This window comes from Pseudomonas paeninsulae, assembly GCF_035621475.1.
GTDB lineage: Bacteria > Pseudomonadota > Gammaproteobacteria > Pseudomonadales > Pseudomonadaceae > Aquipseudomonas > Aquipseudomonas paeninsulae.
Map to the genome: position 1 here is coordinate 4142315 of NZ_CP141799.1, position 12131 is coordinate 4154445.

The following is a 12131-nucleotide window of genomic DNA, read 5'->3' on the forward strand; positions in this document are numbered from 1 at the left end:
TTGGTGGAGCGCAATACGCTGTGGTGGAGATGGAAATCAGGCTTCGACAACGGCCAGGATTTCGCTCTCGCTCATGACCAACAGCTCTTCGCCGTCAACCTTGATGGCGTTGCTGCCGGAGTAAGGACCAAACACCACTTTGTCACCAACCTTCACGGCCAGCGGGCGTACTTCGCCGTTGTCCAGCACGCGGCCGGTGCCTACGGCGACGATTTCGCCCTGGTTCGGCTTCTCGGCAGCGGAACCCGGCAGCACGATGCCGCCTGCGGTTTTGGTTTCTTCTTCGCTGCGACGGATCACGACGCGGTCATGCAAAGGACGAAGCTTCATTGTCGATCTCTCCCAAATAGGTTGTTTACATCAGCTGGCGTTCACGCCAGCGGGTTGGCAAAGTCCGGCGGGGCCGGTTGCGCTGCACCTAAGTACAACGCGGAAGTCTGTTCTGCCGAAACCAGCAGAAAACCTTGCGGTGACCGCTACATAAGGGCGTGCAAGGGGATTTCAAGGGTCAGCGCTGATTTTTTTTGCTATCGAGGAACCTCTGCATCGGCGTATTGACGCCAGCCCGGCGAACACAAAACGCCACGCAAGGGGACTGGCCAGCCCACCCTTGCCGTGCCGCCGAGGCTTGCACACAGGCATCAGTCGTGGCGCTTGAACTCACCTTCCAGCACATTCGGCCGGGTCGCACCCGGACGGGCCTGTCCGGAGCGCGCCGCCAGATCATCGGCAAAGGCCCGCTGGCGCATGGCCTGCTCGGCTGCCCGCAGGCGGATTTTATTGACCAGCAAGTGGCGGGTGAAGGGGATCAGGCACACCACACCGAAGATGTCGCTGATGAAACCCGGCAACAGCAACAGGCCGCCGCCAACCGCAATCAGCAGGCCTTCGAGCATTTCCTGCTCGGGCAGCTCGCCGCGCGCCAGTTTCTCGCGCGCGCGCCAGGCGGCGGCCACACCGGCAACGCGCAGCAGAATGCTGCCGAGGATCGCCGTGCCGATGACCAGCAACAAAGTCGGCAGCACGCCAATGGCGCTGCCGACCTGGATCAGCAGCGCCAGTTCGACGAACGGGAACAATAAGAACAAAAACAGAAAAACACGCATCAATGATTCCTTAGCGGAAGAACGGCTTCCAGTAAGAGTGAAGTATGGGATATTGCGCTTAATTCAAGCTGAAACAGCGCCACCGGTCGGCCAGATCTCTGCACGAGCCAGCTGAACAAAGGCCTGGCGCACTTCAGTCGGAGTGTTACAGGGTGTGGCAAAGGCCAGCCAATACAAGCCCTGACCGATGCGCAGGTGGAACCCCTCACTGTCGATACCCACCAGTTCGGCCGGCACATGGGCCGGCAAACCGGCCAGCGCGACATAATGGCCGATGGCACTGGCGTGGTCACTGTTCATGTGTTCCAGCATGCCCTGCTCGCTTTCACCCACACCGACTACCGCCGCGAACGGGTTGGCCAACGCCACGTGGTCCAGCCAGTGAATCGCGCCGAAACCGCCGATGTAGCGCCAGCGCACCGGCGCCAGCACCCAGAAATCGAAATCATGGGCGTGGTGATAATTCTGCGATTCGGGAAAATAGCGGTAATAACGCCGAGCTGCCGCTTCGACTGCGGCCTGGTCACACAATTGTCGTGCTTGGGCGAGTAGCGTGAGGCGACCGACCGCCTGCACATCCTCGGCGCCACGCTCTCCAACAAACAGCGAGCACTTGGCGTCCTGCTTGAGGTTATGGGTGTGCTGGGCGATACGGCTGATCAGGATCAGCGGCCAGCCCTGAGCGTCCAGGCAGTAGGGCACCACGGATCCAAAAGGAAAGCCCGGCATGGCCTTCGAATGAGTCGAGAGCACCCCGCGGTATTCCTTGAGCAGCAGTTCTCGGGCATGCTTAGCGGCTTTCACGCTCACCTTATGACTCCTTGCAAAGAATCCGTCACTAACGGACAGGCGCCCTAGAATAGCTGTTACAGCGCGCCAGCGGGGCTACACGACACACATTGAGGGGATACGCGATGCAACTCAAAGACAAAGTTATCATCATCACTGGCGGCTGCCAGGGTCTGGGCCGCGCCATGGGCGAATACCTGGCGGGCAAAGGCGTGAAACTGGCACTGGTCGATCTCAACCAGGAAAAGCTCGACGAAACCGTAGCCGCCTGCAAGGCCCTCGGCGCAGAAGCACGCGCCTACCTGTGCAACGTCGCCAACGAAGAGCAGGTAACGCACATGGTCGCCCAGGTCGCCGAAGATTTCGGGGCGATCAATGGCCTGGTCAACAACGCCGGCATCCTGCGTGACGGCCTGACCATCAAGGTCAAGGACGGCGAAATGACCAAGATGAGCCTGGCCCAGTGGCAGTCGGTGATCGACGTCAACCTGACCGGCGTCTTCCTCTGCACCCGTGAAGTGGCGGCGAAGATGATCGAGCTGAAGCAGCAGGGCGCGATCGTCAATATTTCCTCCATCTCCCGTGCCGGCAACATGGGCCAGGCCAACTACTCCGCGGCCAAGGCCGGCGTCGCCGCCGACACCGTGGTCTGGGCCAAGGAACTGGCCCGTTACGGCATTCGTGTGGCCGGCGTGGCACCGGGCTTCATCGAGACCGAGATGACCCTGAGCATGAAACCGGAAGCGCTGGAGAAAATGACCTCGGGCATCCCCCTGCGGCGCATGGGCAAGCCTGCTGAGATCGCCCACTCGGTGGCTTACATCCTGGAAAACGACTACTACACCGGCCGTATCCTCGAACTGGACGGCGGCCTGCGTATGTAATTTCAGTAATCGCTCGGCCTGCAACCCGAACTAAACCGCAGAACGCGCGGTAATCCGGGCGGGCCCAAGCGCAGAAAAATGCCGCGTTCCTGTCGAAGGGAACGCGGCATTTTCATAGGTGCAACGTGCGATTTTTAACTGCGCGGGCTCAGCTGGACTGAACCATATGCACCACTCGCTGCGGGAACGGAATACCGATGCCGGCTTCGGTCAAGCGTTCCTTGGCCAACTCGGTGAAACCGAAGGTCACCGGCCAGAAATCCGGCGTAGCCACCCAGACGCGCAGTGACAAATTGACCGCGCTGTCCCCCAGGCCGGTGACGAACACCACCGGAGCCGGGTCGAGATGAATGCGCGGGTCTTCGGCAATCTTCAGCAGCACATCGCGGGCCTTCTTGATGTCGCTGGAGTAGTCGATACCCAGATTGATGTCGGCGCGGCGCTTGGGTTCGCGTGAATAATTGGTGATGTTGCCATTCGACAGGCTGCCATTGGGCACGATCACCACCTTGTTATCGGCGGTTTTCAGGGTGGTATGGAAGATATGGATGCTGTCGACGCTGCCCGATACGCCCTGCCCTTCGATCCAGTCGCCGGCGCGGAACGGCCGGAAGAATATGATCAACACGCCACCGGCGAAATTCGCCAAACTGCCTTGCAGCGCCAGGCCGATGGCCAGGCCGGCGGCAGCGATCACCGCGATGAAGGAAGTGGTTTCCACGCCGATCATCGAGGCCACGCTGACCAGCAACAGCACCTTGAGAATCATGCTGGCCAGGCTGCTAATAAAGCTGTGCAGGGCGCGGTCGACATTGCGGCGTTCCAGTACACCACTGACTTTATGGGTCAGCGTGTTGATGAACCACCAACCGACCAGCAGCGTGATGACCGCCAGGGTCAGCTGGCCGCTGTATTGCAGCACCGCCGGCAGCCAAGCCTCGGACACCTTCACCAGTTGCTCGACATTCATCTCCATTTGACACTCCTTTTTTAACGTTTAAAACGCGACCGCCATGGCAAGCCATGGCGGTCGCTTTACACTCACTGCTGCCACGCCACCCAGGCCCGGCAGGCTTGTCGCGTCACTCGCGGAAGTTGTCGAATTGCAACGGCATCCCGAAGTCCTTGGCGCGCAGGGCGGCAATCGCTTCCTGCAGGTCATCGCGTTTCTTGCCGGTAATCCGCACCTGCTCACCCTGGATGGCAGCCTGCACCTTGAGTTTGCTGTCCTTGATGTGGGCAACGATTTTCTTCGCCAGCTCCTTGTCGATGCCTTCGCGCAGGGTCATCTCCTGCTTGACGCTCTTGCCCGAGGGATAGGCGTCCTTGAACTCCATACACTGCACATCGATCTTGCGCTTTATCAGGCAGAGCTTGAGAATCTCGACCATCTGCTCCAGCTGGAAATCCGCATCGGCGGTCAGGTTGACGGTCAGGTCTTTGAGCTCGAAGCTGCCTTTACCGCGCAGATCGTAACGGCGCTCAAGTTCCTTGAGGGCGTTGTCGATAGCATTGGTAACTTCGTGTTTGTCCAATTCGGACACCACGTCGAACGAGGGCATGGTATTCCTCCTGATAGACGGCGCGACCCAGATCACGGACGGGGCACGCGTGGCTTGTTGATGGTTGAAAAACCCGGCCATTATATAGCCATAGCGACAAACACTGCCCGGCGATGTACCGGGCCCATGTGACTTTCCCTACGAGCCTGCCCATGCCCAACCCCCATCTCAGCATTCTGGTGGTGGACGACGCCAAGTTCTCCAGCGCCATGATCGGCCGCGCCCTGAGCCAGGCCGGCTACCAGGATGTACGTTTTGCCAACAGCGCCGCGGAAGCCATCAGGCAGCTCGAACTGCGACCGGCCAGCGTGCTTCTGGCGGACTGGTTGATGCCGGAAATGGACGGATTGGAACTGACCGGCCGGGTTCGTCAGCTGGATGAAATGACCGATCACTACACCTACGTCATGCTGCTGACCGGCAAGGAAGGCGAAAACGTGCTGAGCGAAGCCTTTGACCGCGGGGTCGACGATTTCATCAACAAGGCGCAGATGAATGAACAACTGGTGCCACGGGTCTACGCCGCCGACCGCCTGTGCAACACCCTGCACCGCCTGCTGCAGGAAAACCGCCTGCTGACGGAAAACATCGCCAGTATGGAACAGCGCAACCAGGTCGATACGCTTACCGGCCTGGGCAACGCACGCTACCTGCGGCAGAAGCTGCTCGACAGCCTGCGCCAGATCGAGTCGCGCGGTGGCGCGCTGTGTTACCTGTTGATCGGCCTGCAGGAGGCCAGCGAACTGCGCCAGCGTCATGGCAACGGTTTCTACACCGAGCTGCTGCATGGCGTCGCCCGCCGCCTGCAGCAACTGGTGCGCCCGCTGGACGTACTGGTGCGTCTGGACGACGACCATTTCGCCCTGATTACTCTGCTCGGAAACCTGCACGAGTGCTCGCCGAGCAGCTTCAAGCGCCTGCACGAAGGGATCAACCTCAAGGCGTTCAAGACCAGCGAAGGCTTCGTCAGTCTCAAGGCAGGGATCTGCCTGGTCGGCCTCGACGCCAAAGCCTTGCCTATCGGCCCGGAAGACCTGATTGCGCATGCGACTAAACTGCTGCCGGAGTCCTATGCCAGCGGCCGGGTCGCCGCCATGCGCCTGCCGCATGCGACCTAGGCGACACCGACAATGAGCTGGCATGTACTCGGCGCCGGCAGCCTGGGCTGCCTCTGGGCCGCACGCCTGGCGCGTGCCGGCGTGCCGGTGCAGTTGATCCTGCGCGATTCGGTTCGTCTCGGTGCTTATCAGCGCGCTGGCGGCCTGACCCTGGTCGAGCAGGGGCAGGTCCGACACTACCCCGTGCCGGGGCAGACCGCCGACGACTCGGCGCCTATCCAACGCCTGCTGCTGGCGTGCAAGGCCTACGACGCCGAAAGCGCCATTGCCAGTCTCGCACCGCGCCTGGCGCCTGGCGCCGAGCTAATTCTTCTGCAAAACGGCCTGGGCAGCCAGGATGCCGTGGCTGCCCGGGTACCCAATGCGCGCTGTATTCTCGCCGCAAGCACCGAAGGTGCCTTTCGCGATCGCGCCGCGCCTGAAGGAGAATGGCGTGTGGTATTCGCCGGTCATGGCCACACCTGGCTTGGTGACCCGCTCGACGGCAGCCCACCGGGCTGGCTGGGTGAACTCGAGCGCAGTGGCATCCCCCACCAGTGGAGCCCGGATATTCTCAGCCGGCTATGGCGCAAGCTGGCACTGAACTGCGCCATCAACCCGCTGACCGTGCTCTACGCTTGCCGTAACGGCGGCCTGAGTGAACACCGGGCTGAGGTCGCCACGCTCTGCGCGGAGCTCGGTCTACTGCTGCAAACCTGTGGCCAGCCCGCTGCTGCGCTGGACCTGCATGCCGACGTGCAGCGGGTGATCCAGGCTACCGCGGCGAACTACTCCTCGATGCACCAGGATGTCGCCCAGGGCCGACGCACCGAAATTGCCTACCTGCTTGGCCATGCCTGTGCCACGGCGCAGCGCCAGCACCTGGTCTTGCCGCACCTCGCGGCGCTGCATGAGCGTCTGTTGCAGTACCTCGACGCACACGGATTGCCCAGCCATTAAGCCGCGCGTTACCCTGCTTACACTTCCTCGCCACTGCGACTTGCCCGCCCATGCTATTGCGCCAGCGCCTCGAAAATCTGCCCGTCGGCCGCAAACTGCTCGCCGCGCTCCTGGTATTGCTGGCCGCCGTGTTGCTGATGGCCAACCTGGCGTTCATCAGCGCGGCCTACTGGATTTCCCAGCAGAGCGTCGCACCGCAGGCCTTGCACACCCTCGGCCAACTAATCGCCAGTCCCACCCTAGGTCAGGAGGCGCTGCGCTCGGCGAGCGCGGCCCAAGCTCTGCTGCAACGCCTGGATGACTACCCGCCACTGCGCGCCGCGGTGATCTACGACAGCAATGGCGAAAGCCTGGCGCAACTGCACCGTGGAGAGTCCCTGGACTTGCCACAGCGCGTCGAACAACTGGACAGCTGGCGTCACAGCGAATTTCGCACCAACCTGCTGGTCGAACTGCCGCAGCTTGGCGCCCGCCACGGCTACTTGCTGTTAGTCGCGTCCAGCGAACTGCCTGGCGCTTTCTATACCGGCACCCTGACCGCCAGCGGGGCAATCCTGTTCGTCAGCATCCTGCTGTGGTTTACCGTGGCGCGGCAGATCCGCCGCCTGGTGACCAAGCCGATCCGCCGACTGGAAGAACTGTCGCGCCAGGTCACCCGCGAGGAGAACTATTCCCTGCGGGCCAGGCGCGGCAATCAGGACGAAATCGGCAGCCTGGCCGACGCCTTCAACACCATGTTGGTGCGCATCGAGGCGCGCGAACGGGAACTCGAGCGCGCCCGCGACGACGCTCAGGCCGCATTCGATCAGGCGCATAAGCTGGCCGAAGAAACCCGCCATTCCAACCGCAAACTGGAGCTGGAAGTGCAGGTCCGCAGCAAGATCGAGAAGAAGCTCACCGGCTTCCAGAATTACCTCAACAGCATCATCGACTCCATGCCCTCGGCCTTGATCGCCCTCGACGAGCAACTCTACGTCACCCAATGGAATCAGGAAGCCAGCGCCCTCTCCGGCACGCGCCTGGCAGAAGCGCTGAACCAGCCGGTGTTCCTCGCCTTCCCTCCGCTGAAACCCTTTCTGCCGCTGCTCAAACGCACCGTCGAGCAACACAAGGTAGAGAAAATCGAGCGCGTGACCTGGAGCAAAGACGAAGAACCGCATCACTACGCCCTGACCTTTTACCCGCTGATGGGCGGCAGTGGCCGCGGCGTGGTGATCCGAGTCGACGACATCAGCCAGCGCCTGAGCATGGAAGAGATGATGGTGCAGTCGGAGAAAATGCTCTCGGTCGGCGGCCTGGCTGCCGGCATGGCCCACGAGATCAACAACCCGCTCGGCGCCATCCTGCATAACGTGCAGAATATTCGCCGGCGCCTGTCGCCGGAGCTGGAAAAGAACCGCGAGCAGGCCGAGCGCATCGGCATCAGCCTGCAAAACATCGACGGCTACCTGCAGGCTCGGGAAATCCCGCGTCTGCTCGATGACATCCAGAAGGCCGGCATGCGCGCGGCGAAAATCGTCAGCCACATGCTCAGTTTCAGTCGTCGCAGCAACCGCCAACTGGCACCCTGCCAGCTGCCCGCCGTGATCGACCAGGCACTGGACATCGCCGGCAACGACTTCGACCTGACCGAAAGCTTCGACTTCAAAAGCCTGCTCATTCGCCGCGAGTTCGATCCGGCACTGGGTCCGGTGCCCGGCACCACCAACGAACTGGAACAGGTGCTGCTCAACCTGCTGAAAAACGCCGCCCAGGCAATACACCAGCGCGAAGACTGCAGCACGCCCGGACAGATCACCTTGCGTACCCGGCTGGCACCGCCCTGGGCAGAGATCCAGGTGGAAGACAACGGCCTCGGCATGCCTGAAATGGTGCGCAAGCGCATCTTCGAGCCCTTCTTCACCACCAAGGAAGTCGGCCAAGGCACCGGACTGGGCCTGTCGGTGTCCTACTTCATCATCACCAACAACCACAAAGGACAGATGGAAGTGCAATCCAAGGCAGACCAGGGCACCTGCTTCACTCTGCGCCTGCCCCTGGTTGCCGCCATCCCCCACACAGGTCATTGAACATGGGTTATCGACTGTCGAAGATTTACACACGCACCGGCGATGCCGGCGAAACCGGGCTGGCCGACGGCCGCCGGGTGGCCAAGGATCACCCGCGGGTAGAGGCCATGGGCGAGGTGGATACGCTCAACAGCCAGCTCGGTCTGCTATTGGCCGACCTCGCCGAACACCAGGCCACCTGGCCGGGTTTGAGCGAAGTCAGCGCGGTGCTCGCGCCCTGCCAGCACCGCCTGTTCGACCTCGGCGGTGAACTGGCGATGCCCGAGTACCAGGCCCTGCAACAAGTCGAAGTGGAACGTCTGGAAGCCGCCATCGATCGCTGGAACGAAGAGCTCGGCCCGCTGGAGAACTTCATCCTGCCGGGCGGTTCGCGCCTGGTCGCTCAGGCGCACGTCTGCCGCAGCCTGGCGCGTGGCGCCGAACGCCGCTGCCAACAGCTGAATGCGCTGGAGCCGTTGCGCGGCATCGGCCTGGCTTATGTCAACCGCCTCTCCGACCTGCTGTTCGTCGCCGCTCGCCTGATCGCCAAGCGCCAGCGCATCGATGAAGTGCTCTGGCAGGCGGCGCCGAAGCAACCGGCGTGATCATCTGTGCATGAGCACAGTCTGCAGCCTAAGGTACCACTCGCTGCAGGCAGTGCACCTGGGCTCGCTCGGCGGGCTGACGCGACGCTCAGACGGAACGCCGCCCGGCCCCCCCTGTGATATCGAGCACTCCACAATTCGCAGAGTGGATGAGGCTTTATCCATCCACCCATCGCGATGGTGGATGAACGAGGCGTCATCCGCCCTGCATCTCGCTCAGAGCAGACTCAGCCGGCTCTCGAAGCGGCGTTGCTCGCCGCTCAGTGGGTCGATGAAGGCCAGCCCCTGGGCCAGCAGTTTGAGCGGCCGGCTGTAGTCGTCAGGCGCATCGGGCCCTTCGCTGATCTCGGGGTAGAAGGGATCGTTGACGATGGGCGCACCCAAGGCGGCCATATGCACCCGCAGCTGGTGCTTTTTCCCCGTCACCGGATAGAGCCCGTAGAGCCAGTGCTCGCCCAACTGCTGCGCCACTTCGATGCGGGTCTCGGTATTCGCCATGCCGGCGACTTCCTGCATGCGGAAAAACGGCTCACCGGCGGCCAGTCGCGTGGCCCGCTGCAGGGGAAAATCCAACTCCGGCAGCGCCGGCGCCAGGGCTTCGTAGCGCTTGTCGATCTGCCGCTCACGGAACAACGCCTGATACTGGCCGCGACTCTGGCGGTTGCAGGAAAACAGCACCAGCCCGGCAGTATGCCGATCGATGCGGTGCAGCGGCACCAGATCGGCATTGCCCAAACGCTTGGCCAGGCGCGCCTGCAACGTCTGCTCGACATACTCGCCGGCCGGCATCACCGGGAGGAAATGCGGCTTGTCGGCCACCAGCAGGTGCTCGTCGACATACAGCACGGTCTCGACGAAGGGAATCGGCGTCTCCGCCACCACCTCGCGAAAGTAATGCACGCGCAGACCAACTCGATATACATGCGCCGGGCCGATCGGCGCCCCCTCGGCATCCAGCACCCGCCCACGCGCCATGCGCTGCAGCCATACCTCGCGGCTGATCGCCGGGAAATGCGCACACAGGCAGTCGAGCACCGTCGGCCAGTTGCCTTGGGGCAGATGCAGGGTGCTGGGACGCATGTTGGAGGGGGAACGGGCGGATACGGGCATATGACGGGGCTCGGCGGACAGCGGCAAAGGTAACCAGCGCCATTAGGCCGCAGCCACTCGCCTGGCGTCAAAGGCCAGGGCGGTTACAGCAGTATCACCGCCCAGACCAGAGCGATCAGGGTCATGGTAACCAATTGCGCGGCGCTGCCCAGGTCCTTGGCCTGTTTCGACAGGGGGTGCAACTCCAGGGAGATACGGTCCACCGTGGCCTCGATCGCCGAGTTGAGCAGCTCGACGATCAGCGCCAGTAAACATACGCTGAGCAACAGCGCACGCTCGACCTTGCCAACATCCAGGTAGAACGCCAGGGGTAACAGCACGGCATTGAGCAGCAGCAACTGACGGAACGCCGCCTCGCCCCTGAACGCGGCCAACAGGCCTGCCCGGGAATAGCCGAAGGCATGCACGATACGCCGCCAGCCGGTTTGCCCCTTCAGTGCACTGCCATCGAGCACAGTGACAGCGACTTCAGAGCTCATGGGAAACAGCCCCCACGGTAGCCATTGAACGATTGTAGGCCTCGAGCAACACGTGCCAATCGGCAGTCGGCATACCGTCACGATGGCGAAAAAGTTGCCCCATGTCGCGCCGCGAAGCCGAGCGACTGAACAACCGGCGACGACTTTTCTCCAGGTCGAGCAGCGCCACTTCGACCCCACCGCCGTCGACGGTAGCGTGAGACTTGATGAAGATGTGCTTGGGATACAGGCAGCCATGCTGCCAGCCGGCCCGGTGCAGGCGACTGAGCATCGCTGCCAGTTGTTGCAGCATGCACCGATTGAGTTGCGTGTCGTCCTGCTGCGCTGCGCTGGCATACCACTGCTCCAGGCTGACGAAGCCATCCAGCGCCTCGGTCACCAACAGCGCGCGCCACTGGCCGGCCTGTTGCTGCGCCGCACCATAGACCAGCGTCGGCACGCGGATGCCCAGCGCAGCAAGCGCCCGCATCACATGCAATTCACGCAACACCGTGGGCCGGCCCAAGGGGTGTAGCCAGGAGCGATACAGGTGTCCGGTCTGGCGTTTCAGGTAAAATAACGGCCCTGTTTTGCTATGTAACCGCTGCACGCCACTTTCACCGCCACGGCGCTGATTAGGCGCCTCGACCCACTCACCCCGAGCCTGCCACCAACGCTCGAAGGTGCTGGACAGCGGCTCGGTCTTGGCTAGCGCAATCAGGCTACTCATCTCAGTTGCCCTTGCGCAGCACATAGACCCGCCACATGGCATAGCCCGGGAGAAAATCCTGGTGCCCAAGGATATCGAAACCGACCTGTTTGAACTCCGCCTCGATGGTCGACCTGGCGATGACGAAGCGGTTCTGGTTATTCGTTGCCCCGCCCTTTACTGCCCGTCGAGCCTCCAGGCGCCGACGTTTCCAGGACTTGTAGTTGCCGTCGACCCACAGCGAGACGATCAGGGTGTCGCGGGTCACCCGGCGCATCTCGCGCAGCATGGCCAGGCGATGTTCGGGGTCTGCGATGTGATGCAGCAGGCGCATGCAGAAAATACTGTCGACCGCGTTATCACCTAGATCGATGGCGAAGGCCGAGGTCTGAAAGGGCTTTACCCTTGCCACGATATCTGCCGATTGCCCGGCCATGGCAATCGCCAGCATGTCCGCTGAGTTGTCAGCCGCGAGAATCACCCGGTTCGGCCGCTCGGCCAATAGCGGCCAAAATCGACCGGCGCCGCACGGTAAGTCGAGCAGCAGATTCGGCTCGCCCGCCAACTTCAGGGCATGTCGGGCCAGTTGCTCGTCGCGCCAATGGGACAATCGGCGGGACAGGCCATCCTGATGCTTTGCCAAGTACTGGCGGGCATGCTCGCGGTCGTACTTGCGCGAGAAGTCCAACTCGACGGGTTTAGCGCTAGACATAACAACCTGCTCCTCTGAGGAATCCACGGTTGCCAAATTAACTACTAGCGCATCATGTAGCCGTCAAAAGGGTGTGAAAAAAACGTGAATC

The 12131-nt window shown here is 62.2% G+C and carries 14 protein-coding genes; 5 read left to right on the forward strand and 9 right to left on the reverse strand.

All coding sequences use genetic code 11. The features are described 5' to 3' along the window. Positions 1-36: 36 nt before the first annotated feature. The 3 genes from VCJ09_RS19090 to VCJ09_RS19100 form a co-directional block, all read right to left on the reverse strand. Positions 37-330 (reverse strand): co-chaperone GroES, encoded by a 294-nt coding sequence (locus VCJ09_RS19090; protein WP_079203065.1) that lies wholly within the window; start codon positions 328-330, stop codon positions 37-39. Between the two features lie 311 nt (positions 331-641). Continuing rightward, the gene (locus VCJ09_RS19095) at positions 642-1106 is read right to left on the reverse strand and encodes an FxsA family protein (protein ID WP_324731649.1); all 465 of its coding nucleotides are present in this window, start codon (positions 1104-1106) and stop codon (positions 642-644) included. 63 nt (positions 1107-1169) lie between these two features. Next, positions 1170-1916 carry a HugZ family pyridoxamine 5'-phosphate oxidase gene (locus tag VCJ09_RS19100; protein WP_324731650.1) on the reverse strand — a complete coding sequence of 249 codons (747 nt, stop codon included), beginning with the start codon at positions 1914-1916 and terminating at the stop codon, positions 1170-1172. Positions 1917-2020: 104 nt separating this feature from the next. On the opposite strand from VCJ09_RS19100, the gene VCJ09_RS19105 reads away from it, so the two are divergent. After that, positions 2021-2779 (forward strand): SDR family oxidoreductase, encoded by a 759-nt coding sequence (locus VCJ09_RS19105; RefSeq protein WP_324731651.1) that lies wholly within the window; start codon positions 2021-2023, stop codon positions 2777-2779. Positions 2780-2927: 148 nt separating this feature from the next. On the opposite strand, the gene VCJ09_RS19110 is transcribed toward VCJ09_RS19105, so the two are convergent. Together VCJ09_RS19110 and VCJ09_RS19115 are read right to left on the reverse strand one after the other, a co-directional pair. After that, positions 2928-3755, reverse strand: coding sequence for a mechanosensitive ion channel family protein (locus VCJ09_RS19110; RefSeq protein ID WP_324731652.1), 828 nt, complete (start codon positions 3753-3755; stop codon positions 2928-2930). Positions 3756-3861: 106 nt separating this feature from the next. After that, positions 3862-4341, reverse strand: coding sequence for a YajQ family cyclic di-GMP-binding protein (locus tag VCJ09_RS19115; RefSeq protein ID WP_324731653.1), 480 nt, complete (start codon positions 4339-4341; stop codon positions 3862-3864). A gap of 152 nt (positions 4342-4493) precedes the next feature. Here VCJ09_RS19115 and VCJ09_RS19120 point away from each other — a divergent pair, with 152 nt between their 5' ends. Genes VCJ09_RS19120 through VCJ09_RS19135 form a run of 4 tightly spaced genes read left to right on the forward strand, consistent with a single transcriptional unit; the run spans position 4494 to position 9051 of the window. Then, on the forward strand, positions 4494-5459 hold the full coding sequence (locus VCJ09_RS19120) for a GGDEF domain-containing response regulator (RefSeq protein ID WP_324731654.1): 966 nt from the start codon (positions 4494-4496) through the stop codon (positions 5457-5459). A gap of 12 nt (positions 5460-5471) precedes the next feature. Continuing rightward, positions 5472-6398: a putative 2-dehydropantoate 2-reductase gene (locus VCJ09_RS19125; RefSeq protein WP_324731655.1), complete on the forward strand. Its 927-nt coding sequence runs from the start codon at positions 5472-5474 to the stop codon at positions 6396-6398. A gap of 50 nt (positions 6399-6448) precedes the next feature. Next, positions 6449-8467 carry an ATP-binding protein gene (locus VCJ09_RS19130; RefSeq protein WP_324731656.1) on the forward strand — a complete coding sequence of 673 codons (2019 nt, stop codon included), beginning with the start codon at positions 6449-6451 and terminating at the stop codon, positions 8465-8467. Between the two features lie 2 nt (positions 8468-8469). Beyond that, the gene (locus VCJ09_RS19135) at positions 8470-9051 is read left to right on the forward strand and encodes a cob(I)yrinic acid a,c-diamide adenosyltransferase (RefSeq protein WP_324731657.1); all 582 of its coding nucleotides are present in this window, start codon (positions 8470-8472) and stop codon (positions 9049-9051) included. Between the two features lie 216 nt (positions 9052-9267). On the opposite strand, the gene VCJ09_RS19140 is transcribed toward VCJ09_RS19135, so the two are convergent. The 4 genes from VCJ09_RS19140 to VCJ09_RS19155 all read right to left on the reverse strand — a co-directional run bounded on the left by VCJ09_RS19140 (position 9268) and on the right by VCJ09_RS19155 (position 12040). Beyond that, positions 9268-10161 carry a pseudouridine synthase gene (locus VCJ09_RS19140; RefSeq protein WP_324731658.1) on the reverse strand — a complete coding sequence of 298 codons (894 nt, stop codon included), beginning with the start codon at positions 10159-10161 and terminating at the stop codon, positions 9268-9270. Between the two features lie 83 nt (positions 10162-10244). Beyond that, positions 10245-10640: a diacylglycerol kinase gene (locus VCJ09_RS19145; RefSeq protein WP_324731659.1), complete on the reverse strand. Its 396-nt coding sequence runs from the start codon at positions 10638-10640 to the stop codon at positions 10245-10247. Further along, complete coding sequence (locus VCJ09_RS19150) at positions 10630-11349, reverse strand: lipopolysaccharide kinase InaA family protein (protein ID WP_324731660.1); 720 nt, start codon at positions 11347-11349, stop codon at positions 10630-10632. Before VCJ09_RS19150 ends, VCJ09_RS19145 begins: the two co-directional genes overlap by 11 nt. A gap of 1 nt (position 11350) precedes the next feature. Continuing rightward, complete coding sequence (locus tag VCJ09_RS19155; protein WP_324731661.1) at positions 11351-12040, reverse strand: class I SAM-dependent methyltransferase; 690 nt, start codon at positions 12038-12040, stop codon at positions 11351-11353. Positions 12041-12131 lie beyond the last annotated feature (91 nt).